16 protein-coding genes are annotated in these 17,889 nt (G+C 64.8%); 8 read left to right on the top strand and 8 right to left on the bottom strand.

The features are described from left to right. The first annotated feature begins 66 nt into the window (after positions 1-66). Positions 67-1,329, top strand: a complete 1,263-nt coding sequence (gene lplT / locus ABC383_RS03850) for a lysophospholipid transporter LplT (RefSeq protein ID WP_413012059.1) — start codon at positions 67-69, stop codon at positions 1,327-1,329. Positions 1,330-1,363: 34 nt separating this feature from the next. Here lplT and ABC383_RS03845 read toward each other — a convergent pair whose 3' ends face one another. Genes ABC383_RS03845 through tsaB form a run of 4 tightly spaced genes read right to left on the bottom strand, consistent with a single transcriptional unit; the run spans position 1,364 to position 4,278 of the window. Beyond that, positions 1,364-2,341 carry a DUF1853 family protein gene (locus ABC383_RS03845; RefSeq protein ID WP_413012058.1) on the bottom strand — a complete coding sequence of 326 codons (978 nt, stop codon included), beginning with the start codon at positions 2,339-2,341 and terminating at the stop codon, positions 1,364-1,366. Then, positions 2,325-3,122 carry a uracil-DNA glycosylase gene (locus ABC383_RS03840; protein WP_413012057.1) on the bottom strand — a complete coding sequence of 266 codons (798 nt, stop codon included), beginning with the start codon at positions 3,120-3,122 and terminating at the stop codon, positions 2,325-2,327. Before ABC383_RS03840 ends, ABC383_RS03845 begins: the two co-directional genes overlap by 17 nt. Continuing rightward, positions 3,119-3,589, bottom strand: a complete 471-nt coding sequence (gene rimI / locus ABC383_RS03835; protein WP_413012056.1) for a ribosomal protein S18-alanine N-acetyltransferase — start codon at positions 3,587-3,589, stop codon at positions 3,119-3,121. The genes ABC383_RS03840 and rimI overlap by 4 nt, the downstream gene beginning before the upstream one ends. Then, positions 3,586-4,278: a tRNA (adenosine(37)-N6)-threonylcarbamoyltransferase complex dimerization subunit type 1 TsaB gene (tsaB, locus tag ABC383_RS03830; RefSeq protein ID WP_413012055.1), complete on the bottom strand. Its 693-nt coding sequence runs from the start codon at positions 4,276-4,278 to the stop codon at positions 3,586-3,588. Before tsaB ends, rimI begins: the two co-directional genes overlap by 4 nt. Positions 4,279-4,355: 77 nt before the next feature. On the opposite strand from tsaB, the gene ABC383_RS03825 reads away from it, so the two are divergent. Then, positions 4,356-4,787, top strand: a complete 432-nt coding sequence (locus ABC383_RS03825; RefSeq protein ID WP_413012054.1) for a thioredoxin family protein — start codon at positions 4,356-4,358, stop codon at positions 4,785-4,787. Between the two features lie 89 nt (positions 4,788-4,876). Continuing rightward, positions 4,877-5,332 (top strand): HAD domain-containing protein, encoded by a 456-nt coding sequence (locus ABC383_RS03820; RefSeq protein WP_413012053.1) that lies wholly within the window; start codon positions 4,877-4,879, stop codon positions 5,330-5,332. Between the two features lie 129 nt (positions 5,333-5,461). Here ABC383_RS03820 and ABC383_RS03815 read toward each other — a convergent pair whose 3' ends face one another. Both ABC383_RS03815 and ABC383_RS03810 read right to left on the bottom strand, forming a co-directional pair. Next, positions 5,462-7,399 (bottom strand): hypothetical protein, encoded by a 1,938-nt coding sequence (locus ABC383_RS03815; protein ID WP_413012052.1) that lies wholly within the window; start codon positions 7,397-7,399, stop codon positions 5,462-5,464. 228 nt (positions 7,400-7,627) lie between these two features. Continuing rightward, on the bottom strand, positions 7,628-10,183 hold the full coding sequence (locus tag ABC383_RS03810; RefSeq protein ID WP_413012051.1) for a mechanosensitive ion channel family protein: 2,556 nt from the start codon (positions 10,181-10,183) through the stop codon (positions 7,628-7,630). Positions 10,184-10,510: 327 nt separating this feature from the next. Here ABC383_RS03810 and lpxO point away from each other — a divergent pair, with 327 nt between their 5' ends. Both lpxO and pepA read left to right on the top strand, forming a co-directional pair. Beyond that, a complete protein-coding gene (gene lpxO, locus ABC383_RS03805) occupies positions 10,511-11,410 on the top strand; it encodes a lipid A hydroxylase LpxO (RefSeq protein WP_413012050.1) in 900 nt (299 codons plus the stop codon). A 559-nt stretch (positions 11,411-11,969) separates the two neighbouring features. Beyond that, positions 11,970-12,791: a flocculation-associated PEP-CTERM protein PepA gene (pepA, locus tag ABC383_RS03800; protein ID WP_413012049.1), complete on the top strand. Its 822-nt coding sequence runs from the start codon at positions 11,970-11,972 to the stop codon at positions 12,789-12,791. Positions 12,792-12,886: 95 nt separating this feature from the next. Here pepA and ABC383_RS03795 read toward each other — a convergent pair whose 3' ends face one another. Continuing rightward, a complete protein-coding gene (locus ABC383_RS03795; protein ID WP_413012048.1) occupies positions 12,887-13,603 on the bottom strand; it encodes an SDR family oxidoreductase in 717 nt (238 codons plus the stop codon). A 33-nt stretch (positions 13,604-13,636) separates the two neighbouring features. Continuing rightward, a complete protein-coding gene (locus tag ABC383_RS03790) occupies positions 13,637-14,569 on the bottom strand; it encodes an MYG1 family protein (protein WP_413012047.1) in 933 nt (310 codons plus the stop codon). A 148-nt stretch (positions 14,570-14,717) separates the two neighbouring features. On the opposite strand from ABC383_RS03790, the gene ABC383_RS03785 reads away from it, so the two are divergent. The 3 genes from ABC383_RS03785 (at position 14,718) to ABC383_RS03775 (ending at position 17,853) form a co-directional block, all read left to right on the top strand. Then, positions 14,718-14,909, top strand: a complete 192-nt coding sequence (locus tag ABC383_RS03785; RefSeq protein WP_413012046.1) for a hypothetical protein — start codon at positions 14,718-14,720, stop codon at positions 14,907-14,909. Positions 14,910-14,998: 89 nt separating this feature from the next. Then, entirely contained in the window at positions 14,999-15,394 is a 396-nt protein-coding gene (locus tag ABC383_RS03780) for a DUF2946 domain-containing protein (protein ID WP_413012045.1), read from the top strand. A gap of 146 nt (positions 15,395-15,540) precedes the next feature. Continuing rightward, entirely contained in the window at positions 15,541-17,853 is a 2,313-nt protein-coding gene (locus tag ABC383_RS03775; protein ID WP_413012044.1) for a TonB-dependent receptor, read from the top strand. Positions 17,854-17,889 lie beyond the last annotated feature (36 nt).

Below are 17,889 nucleotides of genomic sequence, written 5' to 3'. Positions count from 1 at the left end.
AGCACCAGAAGTTTCATGGTATAAAGCGACTCGGAGGCAGACTACTTTCCCAGCGGACACTAACGGATGAATCGCGGTTTTTATACCATCATGGCAGCGCAGTTCTTTTCTTCGCTTGCCGACAATGCCTTATTGATCGCAGCGATTTCCCTGCTTGCCAGCACGAATTCCCCGGCGTGGATGACGCCCCTGCTCAAGCTGTTTTTCGTACTCTCCTATGTGCTGCTGGCCGCCTTCGTCGGCGCTTTCGCCGATGCGCTGCCCAAGGGCCGGGTGATGTTCATCACCAACCTGATCAAGATCGTCGGCTGCGGGATGATGTTTTTGAGCGTCCACCCGCTGCTTGCCTATGCGATCGTCGGCTTTGGCGCAGCGGCGTACTCGCCCGCGAAATACGGCATCCTGACCGAACTGCTGCCGCCGGAAAAACTGGTGGCCGCCAATGGCTGGATCGAGGGCCTGACCGTGGCATCCATCATCCTCGGCACGGTGCTCGGCGGCACGCTGGTCAATCCCAGGATCGGCGCGGCGCTGATGCAAGTCGACGTACCGTATTTCGACCTGGGCATCGACACGCCGGTGGAAGGCGCGCTGCTGGTGATCGTGGTTTCCTACATCGTCGCCGCCCTGTTCAACCTGCGCATTCCGGATACCGGCGCACGCTACAGCCACCAGGAGCGCAACCCGGTCAAGCTGATGGTGGACTTCGCCGGCTGCTTCAACCGGCTGTGGGCCGACAAGCTCGGCCAGATTTCGCTGGCAGTGACGACCCTGTTCTGGGGCGCCGGCGCGACGCTGCAGTTCATCGTGCTGAAATGGGCCGAGAAGTCCCTGCACATGGCGCTCGACCGCGCCGCCATCCTGCAGGGCGTGGTGGCGATCGGCGTGGCGCTGGGCGCGGTGGCCGCGGCCCGCTTCGTGCCGCTGAAAAAATCCCTGTCGGTGATGCCGCTCGGCGTGGCGATGGGTCTGGTGGTGATCCTGATGACGATGGTCACCAATGTCTGGGTGGCCTATCCGCTGCTGGTCATCATCGGTGCGCTGTCCGGCTACTTCGTGGTGCCGATGAATGCGCTGCTGCAGCATCGCGGCCATGTGCTGATGAGCGCCGGCCATTCGATCGCGGTGCAGAACTTCAACGAGAACCTGTCGGTGCTGACCATGCTGGTGCTGTACGCGCTGATGGTGAAGCTGGACCTGAACGTCAATATCGTGATCGTGTTGTTCGGCCTGTTCGTCTCCAGCACGATGTTGATGGTGATGCGCCGCCATGCGGCCAACCAGCGCGAGCATGACTCGCTGGCGCTGATCGGCGAACACAAGCACTGAGCCGGCCCGCGGCCGGCGGCCGAACCCGGACGGCCTATTCCACCACTGCCTGCACCCGCTGCCCGGCGCGTTCGCGCCAGCCTTCCGGCACGATGAAGCCGCGCGCGATTTCCAGCGCGACGCCGCCCTCCAACCGCAGCAGGGCCACCAGCACCGGCATTGCCTCGTCCTCGGCAAAGCGCCTGGCCAGTTCCCCGGCAAGCCCGCTGCGGTCGAGGGTATCGGCCGAAGCCAGCCGCGCCGGCGCCAGCCAGGACAGGCGCGGCAGCACCGCATAGGCAGGCGCCTCGGGCAATGCATCGAGTCCGCACCAGAATCCCCGGCAATGCAGAGCGCACACGCCTAGCGCGGGCGACACCGGATAGTCTCCGTCGGGATAGAACAGCCAGCCCTTGACCAGCGCCTGGGCGGCGCTTACCGGTTGCGGCAGCAGCGGCTGCGCGGCCGGATGGTCCGACAGGCTCAATTGCCGCTGAAAGATCTTCTGCATCTTCGCGCCCAGGCTATCGGCCAGATTCGGGCCGACGAAATAGTCCGCGCGTTCCTGGCGCACCGCGCCGGCCGGCGGCGACTGCAGCAGATAGAACTTGGTGGCGAACTCCCAATGCAGCAGCGCGTCGCCGCGCCAGACCAGGAAATCGAATTCGCCCAGCGTGCGCTTGTCAGCGTCGCGCACCTGCAGGTTGTGCGCGGCCAGCACGCCCAGGTGCTGCAGGTAGAAGGTCATCAGCTGTTCGGCGTAGCGGCCCAGCCGGGCATGGGAATGCAGCGCGATATGGGCATGCAGCGCCTGCGGTGCCGCGTCGAGGGCCAGCAGCCAGGGCCGCGCCGCATCGCCGGCATCGCTCCCAAGTTCGGCGATGCGCCCCGCCCACTGCGGCGCCGCCGGGTCCAGCAGCGAGGGCGCGTCGATCAGCCAGGCCAGCGCCCTGACATGCGGGTCGGTCAGCTGATGCCAGCGGCGGTGAAACCGCTCCTGGCATCTTGGCCCGCTATCAGCGCTGGCCGGCATAGGCATGCATCGCCAGGCACAGGTCGGCCCATGACTTGCCCTTCTCGGTCAGGCGGCGCAGCAGGTAGGCCGGGTGATAGGTGACCACCAGCGGCATGTCGCGGTAATGGAAAACCTGCCCGCGCAGCTTGCCCACTGCGCTGTCGGGCGGCAGGTCCAGCAGCGACACCGCGGCGGTCTTGCCGAGCGCCACCAGCACGACCGGTTGCACCAGCTCGATCTGGCGCTGCAGGTAGGGCATGCAGGCGCCCGCCTCCTCCGGCGAGGGCGCTCGGTCGCGGACGTTCTCATCGGTCGGACGACACTTGACCACGTTGGCGATATAGGCGTTCTCGGTGCGCGAGAGACCCATGGCCAGCAGCATGTTGTCCAGCAGCTTGCCGGCCGGCCCGACGAACGGGATGCCCTGCAGGTCCTCGTTGCGGCCGGGGCCTTCGCCGATGAACATCCATTTCGCTTTGCGGTCGCCCACGCCGAATACGGTGTGGGTACGGGTCTCGCAGAGACGGCACTTGACGCAGCCGGCAACCGCCTGCTGCAGCGCATCCCAGTCCATCCGGGCTACCTCCCCGGCCGGCGGCGCCGCCGGCGGGGCTTCCAGGTGAATCGCAGGTGACGCCTGCTCTGCCGCGGCAGCCACGGGCGGCGCTTCTTCCACCGGCGCCAGCAGGTCGGGCTGCTGCGCCGCGGAGGCGTCCGCCGCCTGGCGGCGCTTGTTCCATACCGGACCCAGGCCCATTTCGGCAATCACCTGGTCACGTCGGCCTGAACTTGAATTCATAGCGGCATCCTCATGACGATCGCGTTTTCGCGGGTATTGTTGGGCGCCGGATAATAATTGCGCCGCACGCCGATCCGGCCGTAGCCATAGCGCTCGTAGATGGCCAGCGCGCGCTGGTTGGACGGCCGCACCTCCAGCATGATGGAACGCATGCCGCGCTCCCTGGCGCAGTCGGTGGCATGCTCCAGCAGCGCCAGGCCGTGGCCGCGCCCGTGCACCGGCGGGTCCACGGTGATGTTGAGCAGGTGCGCTTCGTCGAGCGCCGACATGATCAGGAAATAACCCACCATGCGGCCGGATGCATCCCATCCCACGCGGCACAGATAGCCGCTGCGGATCGAGTCGAGGAAATTGCCGCCGGTCCAGGGAAAGGGATAGGCCGCCTGCTCGATGCGCAGTACCTCAGGCACGTCTTCCACCCGCATGGCAGAAAAGCGCAGCGCGTTACCGGCGGGCTGGGCGCTCATGCCGCCTTCCCCGCCATGCGCTCCGCGGTCGTCAGCGCCACCTTGTTGCGCAGATACAGCGGCTGCGCGCTTGCCGCATCCATGGTTTCGCCGCGCAGGAAGCGCTGCGCCGCCAGTGTTGCCACCTGGGCGGCATGCGGCATGACGCCGGGCTCGGCGCACGCGATGAAGTCGGCTGCGGCGAAGGCCTCGGCATAGGCGGAAAGTCCGTTGCCGCAGGCGACCACGGCGCCCTGCGGCGCCACGTCAGCCGGTTTGGCCAGCGCCGGCGCAATCACCGTCTGCCAGCCGTCGGGGCCATGCCGGTATTGCGCCCAGTAGACCTCCGCCATCCGCGCATCGAGCAGGCACAGCACATCGGTCGCGCCGGTGCGCTCGTGGCAGGCCTGGGCCATCGCTTCCAGCGTGACGACGGGCACCACCGGCAGCCCGGCGCCGAAGGCCAGGCCCTGCACGGCGCCGCAGGCGGTGCGCACGCCGGTAAACGAGCCGGGGCCGGCGCCGAAGGCGATGGCGTCGCAGTCGGCCAGCGCGATGCCGGCCTCGGCCAGCAGCGACTGCACCAGCGGCAGCAGGGTTTGCGAATGGGTCTGCACCGGCGCGGCGTCACGGCCAAGCAGACGCTGATCGACATACAGGGCGACGGAGGCAAGCTCGGTCGAGGTTTCCAGGGCGAGAATCGTAGGCATTCGGCTATTTTACCGTGGCAGATGCGATTGGGCGGCAGCCGGCCAGCCGGGCTGCGTGTAGGCTAAAATACCGGCCCATGAGCAGCCTGACCCTTCAGCATGACAACCGCAGCGAACTGCTGGACGCGCTTTCGGGCGACGTCTGGTTCGTCGCCTGCCTGTGCGCGGCATGGTGCGATGTATGCCGCCAGTACCGCCCGGCCTTCGAAGCGCTCGCCGAGCGCCATCCGGACAAGCAATTCGTCTGGATCGACGTCGAGGATGAAGCCGACATCGTCGGCGACTTCGACGTGGAGAATTTTCCCACGCTGCTGATCCAGCGCGGCGACACCGTCGCCTTCTTCGGCACCGTCCTGCCCGACGCCGGCCAGGCGCATCGCCTGGTCCAGGCGCAGGCGGCATTGTCGGAGCAGGAGCTGGCGGCGCAGGCGCAGTCCTCCGCCGAGCGCCGGCAATGGCAGCTTGACTACAACCTGCGCGCGAGGCTGGCCGACTTCATCAACAGTTGAGCGCGGCATCCTGCCTACGGCTGAAGACAACTTGACAACTGTATATGCATACAGTACCTTGGTGCGACTTTCGCTCACCGGGTCTGGATATGCGCATACTCTTTCTTGAATTTGACGGCGTGCTGCATCCGGCCAGCGCAACATCACGCCTCTCGCCGTTTTCTCCCTTGAAAGCCGGTATCCAGCAAGCCTGGCTGTTTCGCTGGGCCTGGATACTGGATGACATGCTGATGCGTCATCCGGATGTCGGTATCGTGGTGCATTCACACTGGAAGGGCATCGCGCCGCAGCCGCAGCTGGAAAGCCTGATCGGTCCGCTCGGCCGGCGCCTGATCGGCGTCACGCCAGGGCCGGAACGCTGGCCAGGCATCGTGTCGATGGCCGAGGCCAACCGGCTGCGCAACTACCGCATCCTGGACGCCCGCGCCAGCGCCTTCCCGCCCCGGCTGACCGAACTCATTGCCTGCGACCCCGAGGCCGGGCTGCGCGAATTCAGCGTGCTGCGGCAGCTGCAGGCCTGGCTGGGCACGCCGCAATACCATTGATCGGCGCCAGGCCGTAACAGGGCTGGACGAACCCGGCTTCCGGAAAGCCGGGCATAAAAAAAGGCTGCACCTTGCGGGCAGCCTTTTTGGCATTCATGCGCGCAGCCGGGCTGCGTCGCCGTCACGCGCCTAGTTCAGGTAATCGCAATACTTCTGCGTCCCATAGACCGGGTCGCCGAATTCCCCATTGCTGCAGGAAATCGCGCCGGTCGCCGACTTGTACGAATAGACATTGTTGGCGCCGTAACGGACCTGATGGGTGCCGCTGAAGCTGCAGGTGCCGTTCTCGCTTGCACAACGGGTCCAGGTCTGGGTGCTGGGCGCCGTGGCGGTCGTGGTGGTGGTCGGCGCTGTCGTCGTGGTGGTGGTGCTGGTCGTGGTGTCTGCATAGCTGCAGGACTTGGCCTGGCCATAGACCGGGTCGCCGAACACGGCGTTGCTGCAGCTGACACCACCGGTTGCCGACGTGTAGGCGTAGGTGCCGTTGGCGCCGTAGCGCACCTGGCGGGTGCCGCTGAACGAGCAGGTGCCGCCCTCGCCTGCGCAGGCGATCCAGTTGCTCACGGTCGGCGTGGTCGACGGCGAAGTCGTGGTGGTCGGCGCTGTCGTCGGGGTGGTGGTGCTGGTCGTGGTGTCTGCATAGCTGCAGGACTTGGCCTGGCCATAGACCGGGTCGCCGAATACGGCGTTGCTGCAGCTGATCGCATCGGTGGCCGACTTGTAGGCGTAGACACCGTTGGCGCCGTAGCGTACCTGGCGGGTGCCGCTGAACGAGCAGGTGCCGCCCTCGCCTGCGCAGGCGACCCAGTTGGTCGCGGTCGGCGTGGTCGACGGCGAGGTCGTGGTGGTTGGCGCGGTGGTGGTCGGCGTGGTCGTGGTGGTGGTCGGCGTTGTCGCGGCTTCATAGGCGCCGATGTCGATGGCGCCATTGACCGGACGGGCCTCGCTGCCGGCGACATGCTTGTACTGCAGCGTTGGCGTCAGCAACAGGCCGGACGCGCTGCTGCCCGGCGCCGAACCCGCATTGATCGCCGGCGAGCCGCTGGCCGGACGCAGATCGTAGCCGGCGCGGTCGACGAAGGCGGCCGACAGCGTGCGCAGGTTGGTGCGGTCGACGGTGTTGGACTGGGTGCTGGCGGTGCCGGTGCCGACGAACAGGTTGTTCTGCATCAGCACCGGGGTGGTCACGTCGCCGCCGACCATGATGAAGGTGCCGCGCGAGCTGTCTTCATTGATGAAGGTATTGTTGACCACGTACAGTTCCTGGCCGACATTGCTCGCGCCCTCTTCGCCAAAGGCCAGCAGCGCCGGATTGTTGTTCCATGCCGGCTGCTGGATCACGTTGCCGATCACATAGGCCTTGCCCGCGTTGGGCAGATCGATCTCGTAGCTGGGCTGGTTGACCGAGCTGGAAAAGCGGCTGTAGACGATGGTGTTGGTATTGGCGCGGGACTTCAGGTTATGGCCGACCTTGGCGTCGTGCGAATAGCTGTTGCGAAATACCAGGCTGTTCACGTGCCCGATGTACAGGTTGTGGGAATAGCCGTCGCCGTAGCCATTATTGGCGAATTCGGTGTTCTCGATGACGATGTTGGAAACGCCGTCGTTATTGGTCAGGATGCCATTCTCGTTGTCGTGCAGGTAGCTGCCGCGCAGGGTCAGGTCGCGTCCGTCGAGACGCAGCGCCGCGCCGTTGCGGTCAGCCACGGCGGCGCCATACATCTCCACGTTTTCGATCACGGTGCCGGTGCCCTGCACCACCCAGATGCCCTTGCCCATGGAATTGGCGCCATTGGCATTGATCTTCGGACGGCCATTGACGCCGCGGATGGTCAGCCAGCTGCGGCCGATGCCGCAGACGTCGCCGTTGTAGCTGCCGGCGGCATCGATCTCGACGGTATCGCCGTCGGCAGCCGCGGCAAACGCGCGGCACGGGGTGGCGAAGGTTTTACCCGGGCCGACCTGCAGGGTTGCAGCCGAAGCCGAGGCGGACATGAACAGGGTCAGAACAGCCGCAGCGGACAGCGCGGAGCGTCGGCAAGGCAGCGAGAAAAGAATGGAGGACATGAATGTCTTTCTGAACGTTTAACAAAGATTTCCCTACATCAACACGCCGATATTGACATGAGGAAACGTCAGAAAGTTCATTCCCGCTAGAAATTATTTCCTATCTGTAGCAAAAATTACGCGCAAAATTTACCGATAAACAATTTTATTTTCCAATTTGCATGGAAATAAGGCAACAAATAGGCAAAAAGGCATGCTTTCGCATGCCTTTCATGAATTCCAACCAGTTCAAGTCTTTGGCGGAACCGCACCAGGGCCCGCCGGACGGACCTGTTCCGTTTCCGGGCTGGCTGGCGCGGCCGCTTCCTGCTCCGCCAGCGAGCCCGGCGGCAGGTCGGCCACCACCGGCGCGGCGGGCGCATCGGCCGGCTTGTCCGGCACGGCGCCGACGATTTCATTGTGCCGCAGCGCCTCGTTGATTTCCGCCGTCATGTCGCTCTTGACCTCCATCCAGGCGTCCAGCGCATCGGTCCAGACCCGCAGTTCGAACTCAAGCTGGTCGATGCCGCGCCGCACGAACAGCACTTCCGGCGGCGGCGCCTGCAGCACGCTCTTGTGGCGGCGCGCCACGCCCAGCACCAGTTCGCGCGCCCGGCTCACATCCGCATCCAGCTTCAGCAGCACCGATACCGAAATCTGCCTGCGGCCGCTCGACAGCGTCCAGTTGATCACCTTGTCGGAAATCAGCTTGCCGTTCGGGATGATCACTTCCGCGCCGGAGGTGCTCAGCACCACGCTGGCCCGTATGCCTATGCGCTGCACCCGTCCGGTCTGGCCATCGATCTCGATGGTGTCGCCCACCTTGATCGGCCGCTCGAACAGCACGATCAGGCCGGAGATGAAATTGTTGACGATATTCTGCAGGCCAAAACCGATGCCCACGCTGAACGCGCCGGCCAGGATCGTGAACTTGGTCATGTCCACGCCCATGGCCCCCAGCGCGATTACGAAGCCCGACAGCAGCACCAGGTAATGCACTACGCGGTTGATCGCATACGGCAGGCCGCGCTCCAGGTACAGGTTGGGAAACACTTCCTCTTCCAGAATGAAGCGGGCCAGGCGCGATACCAGGAAGGTGCCCCAGATGGTGAGGATGAAGATCACCACGCTGCCGACCGAGGTTTCCAGCGAGCCCAGCGGCAGCTTGGCTTCCCACAGCGCGTCGAGGTGGCTCAGCACCGGCGGCAAGAGGCCCAGCGCGCGCAGCGTCAGGCCGAGCCACACGATGAAGGCCACCCATTTCAAAAAGCGGTTGAAGCGGCTGGTCAATAGCGGCGTATGACGCTGCACCATGCCGAGAAAGGACAGCGGCGGCACGCACAGCAAGGCATGCAGCAGGCCTTCGCCGACCCGCGTCAGCGCATACGCAACCACGGCGCTGAAGGCGCTGAAGAATGCGGTGGCGGTCAGCAGGTCGGCCAGGCGCACATAGCCCGCCAGGTTGGCAGCCAGCGCCACTGAAAACACCAGGAGGCCCGGCCATGCGCCCCAGCGCACCGCGCGCCAGGCGGCGGTCGCGGTCCAGGGCGGGCCGTCCGGCTTGCGCCGGGAGTGGCGCAGGGTCAGCACCAGGGCCAGCAGGAAGAAAACGATCTCCGCCAGCATGGCCCAGCGCCAGATCACCGGCAGCGGCGTGAGCACGCCGCGCAGCTTGTCAAGCACATAAAAGCCGACCACGACATACAGCACCGGATAAAGATGCCGCTCGATGACCCGGCGGGAAAAGATCAGCGTGGGTATCGCGCTGAATACGCCGCCGGCGAGCCAGAACAGCCGCGGCGCGCGCGGATAGAACCAGGCCGCCAGCAGCAGGCTCAGCAGCACCGCGCTGACGATAGGCATGTCGAAAATCTTGCCTGTGCGCTTGAGGTTGCGGTCGGTCTGGCTCAGCACCTGCACCTTGCTGCGGATCAGGTACAGGAGCCCGGCGAGCGCCAGGAATGCGAGCGCGTGAATGCCGAAATTGCGCAGATTGTTCCGGATATAGGTTGCCAGGGCGACGGTTTCTCCCATGCCGCTGGTGCCGACATCGGGCAACTCGCGCGCATGCACGTCGAACGGATCGCTGAGCCAGATCGGCGGGCTGTCCGTATAGAACAGGCGCGCCGCCGCCTGCTCGCTGGCCTCCGCCAGCGCCTGGGTCGCCTGGGCCGCCCGCGAACCCACTTCGGCGGACTGGCTTTGCAGGGCCAGCACACGCGCCCGCCGCTCCAGCACGGTTTTTTTGGTCTTGGCAACTTCGGCCGCGATTTCGCGCACCCGCGCCATCACCGGCGCCGGCGCGGCGCCGGTGATGGCCGCTTCGCGGGTGGCGCTCCAGGTGGCGTCGAGCTTGTCGAGTTCGGCTAGGTCGCGGTCGAGCTGGGACGCGGCGCGGGTCAGGTCGCGGGTGATCGCCGACGAGCGGTTTTCCAGGTAGCGCCATTCCGCTTCCAGGCTGCGTATCGTTTCCAGCGGCGCGTTGCGGGTGAGCAGGCGCCGCATCTCCAGCGTGCGCACGGCCATGTCGCGTGCCAGCACCGGCAGCTCCTCGCTGGCGCTGTCGAGCTCATCCTGCATGCGGCTGCGGGCCTCAAAGCGCCGCACCAGTGCGCTCGCGGTCTCGGCTTCGACGGCGACGTCGGCCAGGGCGATAGGCGTCGGGGCCGGCGGCGCTGCTGGCGCGGCGGCAGGAGCAGCCGCCGCGGCCGGCGCCGGCGCGGCCTTGGCGCCCTGTGCGACGGCGGGGCGCATGCCCAGCATCAGCGCCAGGCCGAGCAGGATCGTCGCCACGAGGGCGGACATGGCCGGCGCCCGGCGATGGCGAGGCGATACGCGCTTCAGTGAATGAAGGGGAAATCGGTTTGTGGTCATCAAGAAATTGCCTGACGTTATCAATCCGGCATTGTAGCGACCGGCGGCGGTGCAAGGCTGCGATCGAATCAAGCATCGTCCTTCGGCCTTCGCCGCACGTCAGCGTTGCGAAGATAGATCAGAAGCGAAAATCATCTCAATCAAAAAAAGCAACAATAATTAGGAAAATTTTGAAAAAGGTTAAAATCGCGTCTCTCGTTGCTTTCTTACCGCGAGCGACCTCCTTCCTTTTCTATCCTTACCTTTCCTGTTGCCGCCATGAAGTGGACCATTGTCGCCATCTATCTGCTGTCCATCCTGCACATCCATTTCCGCGGCAGGGTCAGGCTGCCTTTCTTCCGCCAGATTTTCGATCACTCGTCGTTCGTCTCTCCGCTCAACACCTTCATGCACATGTTTTCAGGGGTGCCGTCCACGCCGTATCTGCCGACCAGCCAGTTTCCCGACCTGAAGCCGCTGCAGGAGAACTGGGAAATGATCCGTGGCGAGGCGCTGAACCTGATCGCGATGCAGAAGATCCGAGCGGCGGAAAAGAATGACGACGCCGGCTTCAATTCCTTCTTCAAGACCGGCTGGAAGCGCTTCTATCTGAAGTGGTACGACGCCAGCCATCCCTCCGCGGAAGCCTTGTGCCCGAAGACCGTGGCCCTGCTGCGCCAGATACCCTCGGTCAAGGCCGCGATGTTTGCCGAACTGCCGCCTGGCGCAAAGCTCAACAGCCACCGCGACCCGTTTGCGGGCTCCCTGCGCTACCACCTGGGCCTGGTCACGCCGAATACCGACCGCTGCTTCATCGATGTCGACGGCCAGCGCTATAGCTGGCGCGATGGCGAGGCAGTGATTTTCGACGAGACCTTCCTGCACTGGGCGAAGAATTCCAGCGACGTCAACCGCATCATCCTGTTCTGCGACATCGAGCGGCCGATGCGCTACCGCTGGGCGCAAATCATCAACAAGTGGCTGGGGCGCACGATCATGACCGCCGCCAGCTCGCCCAACGAGACAGGCGACCAGACCGGCGGCATCAACAAGGTGTTCCGCGTCTTCTGGCACGCCGGCCGCTATCGCCGCCGCTTCAAGGCCTGGAACCGTACGGTGTACTACATCGTGCGGGCGCTGCTGATCATCCTGGTGGCCGCCTGGATCATCTTCGGCTGAGCGGCGTACAGCCGGTTCCTGCCTGACCGTCGCCGGGTGCGGCATGCGTCGTGCCGCGCCCGCACTAAACAGTACCGCCCAGCCGAACCGCATGCCCGGGTCTGGCACCCCCCCTCCCGCTGCAATCCACTCCCGCACCCGACCCGCCGGCCGCAGCGCCGCCGCGGGCCGCGCCTCCGTCCACGCCGCATGCAGGGGTATTTCAGGTACTTGCGTTGCCCGACCTTCCATTGCCACAAGAATATTGTTAAAACGCCGGTGTCCCTGGCCAAATCGTTTGTGTAAATTTCTCCGACAAATCCTGTTTTACACATCGAGATTCCCAAGAAACAATTCAGTATCTGCCGACCTGCTGTGCAATCTTCCCCGCCCAACAGCACTTTTCCTTCAATTTCAATGCCTTATTGAAACACTGCCGGTTTACTTTACATTTCTTGCGGACAAATTCCCGGGATCTTTGTAAACGGTTGTTTTTTAAAGAAGTTCACGTTTGGCCCCTATCTTGCTTACTCCGTGGGAAGACGACACGTCGCCCATGTAACAATTGATCGGAGAAAACATGAATCACCCAACAAAAAATATCCTGCTGGCCGGCGCACTGGCACTGAGCGCAGGCCTGGCTTCCGCCCAGTCCTTCCCTGATTTCCAGGTCACCGAGAGCTCGGTTGCAGGTGCATTGGCAAATACCTTCACCGCAGACAAGATCACCGGCAACTACGACGAAGTCATCACCTTTTCGGGCAACACCTTCCAGGTTTCCCTGCTGTGGAATGCAGGACAGTTCGTTGCCAACAATGGCAGCACCCCTGTCGCCTCGCAGCTCGGCGGAGTGAGCGCGAACCAGTACGGCATGTATGCATTGTTCCAGGGCAACGGCACTTTGCAGGCCGGCACCGGCAGCGGCGCCACCTTCAATTTCTCGCCAGGCGGCTCGCTGCGCATCTTCATCGACCCGAATGCCGACAGCAAATTTGGCGAGCCGGGCAGTGGCACCAGTGCCTTCAGCGTCACCGGGGGCAGCGACGACTACCTGATCGCCACCGGTATGCCCAGCTCCGGCCAGGGCACGCTCGATCCTAGCCTGTCCACCTGCGGCGCCACCAACGGCATCAATTGCGGCAGCTTCGGCGCATCGTCCTCGCTGAACCTGACCACGGCCGGCAGCCAATACTTCACCAGCCCGAATCCGTTCTACAACATCACGTTCCAGTCGGGCCAGCTCAACAACTTCAACCCGACCGGCACCCAGCGCATCAATGGATCGCTGGACGTGATCTTCGGCGGTGGCGGCAACCAGGTTCCGGAACCGGCCACGGTGGCGCTGCTCGGCCTGGGCTTCCTCGGCTTCGGTCTGTCGCGTCGCAAGGCCCGCAAGGCCTGATTCAACCGCTCTTAACCGGGTTGAAAGAAAAATGCCTGCTTTTCAAGCAGGCATTTTTTATTGATGCAGCGGCGCCAGGCGGCGCGCACCGAACTTCAAGCGTCGCGCAGATCGGCTACCGGCTCCTGGCCGAAATCGGCGCTCAGCAGATAGCGCAGCAGCTTGCGGGCACAGTCGGCAGGCGTGTCCAGCTGGCCCTGCTGCTTCAATGCCTCGAAACGCTCGCGCAGCGGAAAGCTCGCCGGGTCGCTGGCCCTGATCTGCGCCTGCATGTCGGTGTCGATCACGCCCGGCGCCAGGCTGCACACACGCAGCCCGGGCGCATTGTCGAGTGCGGCAGCGCGGGCATGGTGGTCCAGGGCCGCCTTCCCGGCGCAGTAAACCGCCCAGCCCGGATAGGCATTGCGCCCCGCGCCGCTAGACACATGCACTATCCGCCTGTCCGCAACCGGCACGGCGGCCACCGCCGCTGCCAGCATCAGTGGCGCTGCGACATTGAGCGCGATGGCGCGCGCGACCTGGTCCGGCGCCTGCATGGCAAGCGGCCCGACCGGCTGCAGCATGCCGGCATTGTTGATCAGCAAAACCGTCGATGCTCCCGCCAGGAAGCTGGCCAGTTGGCCGCCGGCCAGCCACGCAGCCAGCGCCTGCGAGTCGGACAAGTCCAGTTCCACCTGCTCGAGCCCCTTGCCTGCCGCTCCGCCGTTGCGGGCCAGCGCCAGAGTTGGGATGCCGTGCGCCGCCAGTTCGGCAGCAATCGCCGCCCCGAGGCCACGGCTATGTCCGGTCAATACGGCTTTTACCTTATCCATCAGCTTCCTTTCAAAGGTTATACGCAATGAAGATCAGGCATCGATCGCCTGACGCGCCATGTCGAGAACGCCGTCCCAGGACTTGCAGGCGGCGATGAACAAGTTGTTATGGCAGAACACCGCATCCGGCACGCCGGTCGCGGCTGCCAGTTGCTCTCCCTGCAGGCCGGCCCAGTGCTGGGGCAGATCCTTGCGCGCCTCGAAGCTTTCGGGCGCGCTGGGCACCGTATGCAGCATATAGCGCTGTTCCGCAACGCTATGGCTGATCACGAACAGCACCTGCGGCATTTCATTGCGCACGATGGACGCCCAAGGCAGAGCGCTGTTTTCGAGGAATAGCAGCCGTCCGTCATCCAGGCGCTGCGATTGGCGCACCTGCTGCACCGCCTGCAGCGCGCCCACCCGGTACAGGACGCCATTGCGGAGGATGTCGGTCGCAATCTCCATGGCACGACGGAAACGCGTCATTCTCAGGGCGTCCGCCGCCTCGGCGCCGCCGGCGGCCTGCTCATCGAGCCAGCTCGGATTGAAGCCGGAGATGATGGCCGACAAGCCATAGCTGCCCGGCGCGCTTCTGGCGGCGCCGGTGTCGGACATGTCGAGGTACTGCACCAGATCCGCATCGATCGCATTGGCGATTTCCGTCGCCTGCGCCAGGCTCAATGCGTGGCCTGCCTGTTCGGCCACCAGCGACACGCAGCGTGGTCCGTATTCCTTCCACACCAGTCCGGCGCTCGCATACACCACGCCGGAAGCGCGCGCGCCCTGGAAACCCTTCTGGTGATGATCGAAACGGCCCTTCTCCGCATCCCAGACTCCGCCGACATCGACGGCGAAATCGGCGCGGGCAATGGTGGCCGGGTCGCGCGTGCGAACCAGTTCGCTGCCCGGGAACATCAGGTTGAGCACGGCTGCAGCCCAGACATCGTCTGCATGGAATTTTCCGGAGTGTGTTGCGATGATCATCAATTAAGCCAGTTGAGAGGGGAGAAACATTTTTCAGAGCGGCACATTTTACCGGTCGCAGGCCAGATCAGGGCGATGCGGCGCAATACCGAACCCGGAGCCGGCTTTACAATGGACGAATTACCGCCTTGCAGAGAGGGAAATGCTCATGAAAACCGTTATCGTGCTGATGATTCTTGCCACCGCCGCCGGTTGCTCCTCGATGCGGGGCAAGCCCTACCAGCCCAGCGACACCACCGCGGCCAGCGGCGCTGCTTCCTCTTACGATGGCCCGACCCAGCGCAGCACGAAGCGCATGTTCAATCCGGACGGCAGCCTCGGCCCGTATTTCGGCACCTGAATCCGTCCTGTGCCGTCATCCCGCCTTTGAACAGGATTTAACCCTCTGTTAAAATATTAACAATGGGGAAAAAGAAATTGCAGCGTGCGGTGGCAGCCTGGCTGGCCATGTTCGCGGTCGTCATCGCATCGGTGGCGCCGGCAATTTCCCATGCCTTCGCACAGGCGGCCACCGCATCCCATGCGCAGACTCACGTCGACGCCGACGACGCGCCGGAGGATCTGTGCAGCACCGATGCCGAGCCCGACGCAGACACCGGCCATGCGCATGCCGGCAGTCACGGTCCTGCCTCTTCCCCTGCCCTCCACCTGGAACACTGCCCGTTCTGCCACCTGCATGCCGACGCGTTGCAGGTGCCGGTCGTGGCCGTACCGATTCTTCCCACCGCCAGCAGGCCCGCGCGGCCTTTGCTGTTCTTCCTGGCGCCCTCGCTGCTGCATGCCTGGCGCAGCGCACAGCCGCGGGCGCCGCCGGCAGTTTGCTGACCTGACCTTGTGTCGCGCCGGGCACGCCATGCGCTGCCCGGACAAGCATGTGCTGGCCGATGGCAACCGTTGCCCGGCCGGCGCTTCCTGCACGCCGTCCGCCTTCCGGGCGGCGTCAGCAGCAACGGGACGAATCGGAATCCTTCATGAAATACATCACCTTGCGGCCAACGGCCGCGGCACTCGCCTGCCTGGGCGCCTTGCATGCCCAGGCAGACGACCAGACCCTGCCCGCAGTTACCATCCAGTCGGAAGCCATGCCGGCGGCGCGCGCCCAGCCCGGACACACCGTGGAAAGCGTGACGGCGCGCCAGGCGGCGGAGACCGTCAATGCCGTCAATACCGAAGACTTGTTGAAATACCAGCCCAGCATCCTGCTGCGCAAGCGCTACATCGGCGACACCCAGGCGCCGATGGCAACGCGGACCACCGGCGTCAATGCCAGCGCGCGCAGCCTGATCTATGTCGACGGCATTCTTCTCTCGGCCCTGATCAACAACAATAACCAGAATGGCTCGCCGCAATGGTTTATGGTGGCGCCGGGCGAGGTCGAACGCATCGACACCCTGTATGGGCCCTACTCGGCCGCCTATCCGGGCAATTCCTTCGGCGCGGTGACCGAGATCAGCACCAGGCAGCCAACCGGCTTCGAAGCCGCGGCCGGCTTGACGCTGTCGAGCCAGAACTTCAGTCTTTACGGGCAGAGCGACCGTTATCCCGCGACCCAGGCCAGCGTCAGCCTGGGTGACCGCAGCGGCGACTGGTCGTGGCGCCTGGCCTTCAATCATCTCAGCAGCTTCAGCCAGCCGGTGACCTACCTGACCAGCGCGCAGTCGGCGCAGGCCGCGGGCGCGGCGACGCCGATCCAGGGCGCCATCGCCGACCGCAACCGCAGCGGCGCGCCGATACAGATCGTCGGCGCCGGCAACCTGACCCACACCGTGCAGGACAGCGCAACGCTCAAGCTGGGCTACGACCTTCCCGCCGGCATGCGCGCGGCCTATACCCTGGGCTACTGGCAAAACAGTGCGCAAGCCGGCGCATCGTCGTTCCTGCGCGATGCCGGCGGCCAGCCTTACTACGGCGCGGCATCCGGGACGGTAGCCCTGAACGGCAACGGCTACGGCGCGGCTGGCCTGCGCAGCCTTTACTCCGCCAACACGACCGAGCAAGCGCACTGGATGCACGGCCTGTCGCTGCGCTCCGCCCGCGACCAGGCTTTCACCTGGGAAGCGCAGGCCAGCAACTTCAGCTATGGCAAGGACCTGGTCCGCACATCGACCGGTGCCTATGGCCGCAGCGACGCCGCCGGCCGCATCACCGATGCCGCCGGCACCGGCTGGAGCACGCTGGATCTTTCCGGCGGATGGCGTCAGGCCGACGGCGCGCGCCATCGCCTGACCGTAGGCGCGCATCTCGACCGCTATCGGCTGGAAAGCCCGAGCTACGCCACTACGCAATGGGAAACCGGCGCCGCCGGCGCGCTGACCGGCGATGCCCGCGGCAGCACCCGGACCGAGGCGCTGTGGGCGCAGGATGTCTGGCAGGTCGCGCCATCGCTGACGGCGTCAGTGGGCGGCCGTTACGAGCGCTGGCACGCCTATGACGGCTTCAATCTCTCCAGCAACGCCAGCGGCGCGCTGTTTCCGATCAATCAGCCCGAAGTGCGCCGGTCCGGCTTCTCGCCCAAATTCTCGCTGTCGTGGCAAGCCGCGCCGCTGTGGTCGGCGACGGCTTCGCTGGCCAGGGCGCTGCGCTTTCCCACGGTCGGCGAGTTGTACCAGAGCGTGCAGACCGGCACCGCCTTCATCCAGGCCAATCCCTTTCTCAAGCCCGAGGACGTACGCTCGGCAGAACTGGCGCTGGAACGCAGCGATGCCGACGGCAGGCTGCGCCTGTCGCTCTTCGGGGAACTGGTCGACGATGCACTGGTTGCGCAGACCTCCACCATCGCCGGCATTGCCACGCCGCTGTCCTTCGTGCAGAACCTGGACCGCACCCGCCAGCGCGGCATCGAGCTGGTGGCCGAGCGGCGCAATGCCTGGGCACGCGGCCTCGACCTGTCGGCCAGCATGACCTACGTGGATGCCAAGATCGTGGCCAACAGCGGCTATGCGCCAACCGCCGCCGGCGCCACCTCGGTCGGGAAACGCACGCCGTATGTACCGGCATGGCGCGCCACCGCGGTAGCCACCTGGCGGCCGGACGAACAATGGAGCCACACACTGGCGGCGCGCTACAGCAGCAGGGTCTATGCGACCGTGGACAACAGCGATATCAACCCCGGCACTTACCAGGGCTTTCAGAGTTACCTGGTGCTTGATGCACGGGTGCAGTACAAGCATGACAGGCACTGGACGGTTGCCGCCGGCATCGACAACATCAACAACCGCAAGTACTTCCTGTTTCATCCCTTCCCGCAGCGCACCGTGTTCGCCGAACTCAGGTATCGCTACTGAGGCGGCCGTGACATGAAGCTGGTCGCCGGCCTGACC

Source organism: Noviherbaspirillum phoenicis (assembly GCF_047237965.1).
In the GTDB taxonomy this organism is placed as follows: Bacteria; Pseudomonadota; Gammaproteobacteria; order Burkholderiales; family Burkholderiaceae_D; genus Noviherbaspirillum_A.
Note: the sequence above shows the minus strand (reverse complement) of the source record. Positions and strands in the feature narration are given on the sequence as shown.

Excerpts from the sequence above, each read along its gene's own strand:
- lpxO (WP_413012050.1), top strand. The coding sequence starts at position 10,511 with ATGAAGTGGACCATTGTCGCCATCTATCTGCTGTCCATCCTGCACATC.
- pepA (WP_413012049.1), top strand. The coding sequence starts at position 11,970 with ATGAATCACCCAACAAAAAATATCCTGCTGGCCGGCGCACTGGCACTG.
- ABC383_RS03775 (WP_413012044.1), top strand. The coding sequence starts at position 15,541 with ATGAAATACATCACCTTGCGGCCAACGGCCGCGGCACTCGCCTGCCTG.
- rimI (WP_413012056.1), bottom strand. The coding sequence starts at position 3,589 with ATGAGCGCCCAGCCCGCCGGTAACGCGCTGCGCTTTTCTGCCATGCGG.
- ABC383_RS03840 (WP_413012057.1), bottom strand. The coding sequence starts at position 3,122 with ATGAATTCAAGTTCAGGCCGACGTGACCAGGTGATTGCCGAAATGGGC.
- tsaB (WP_413012055.1), bottom strand. The coding sequence starts at position 4,278 with ATGCCTACGATTCTCGCCCTGGAAACCTCGACCGAGCTTGCCTCCGTC.
- ABC383_RS03845 (WP_413012058.1), bottom strand. The coding sequence starts at position 2,341 with ATGCCGGCCAGCGCTGATAGCGGGCCAAGATGCCAGGAGCGGTTTCAC.
- ABC383_RS03820 (WP_413012053.1), top strand. The coding sequence starts at position 4,877 with ATGCGCATACTCTTTCTTGAATTTGACGGCGTGCTGCATCCGGCCAGC.
- ABC383_RS03815 (WP_413012052.1), bottom strand. The coding sequence starts at position 7,399 with ATGTCCTCCATTCTTTTCTCGCTGCCTTGCCGACGCTCCGCGCTGTCC.
- ABC383_RS03790 (WP_413012047.1), bottom strand. The coding sequence starts at position 14,569 with ATGATCATCGCAACACACTCCGGAAAATTCCATGCAGACGATGTCTGG.
- ABC383_RS03825 (WP_413012054.1), top strand. The coding sequence starts at position 4,356 with ATGAGCAGCCTGACCCTTCAGCATGACAACCGCAGCGAACTGCTGGAC.
- ABC383_RS03785 (WP_413012046.1), top strand. The coding sequence starts at position 14,718 with ATGAAAACCGTTATCGTGCTGATGATTCTTGCCACCGCCGCCGGTTGC.
- ABC383_RS03810 (WP_413012051.1), bottom strand. The coding sequence starts at position 10,183 with ATGTCCGCCCTCGTGGCGACGATCCTGCTCGGCCTGGCGCTGATGCTG.
- lplT (WP_413012059.1), top strand. The coding sequence starts at position 67 with ATGAATCGCGGTTTTTATACCATCATGGCAGCGCAGTTCTTTTCTTCG.
- ABC383_RS03795 (WP_413012048.1), bottom strand. The coding sequence starts at position 13,603 with ATGGATAAGGTAAAAGCCGTATTGACCGGACATAGCCGTGGCCTCGGG.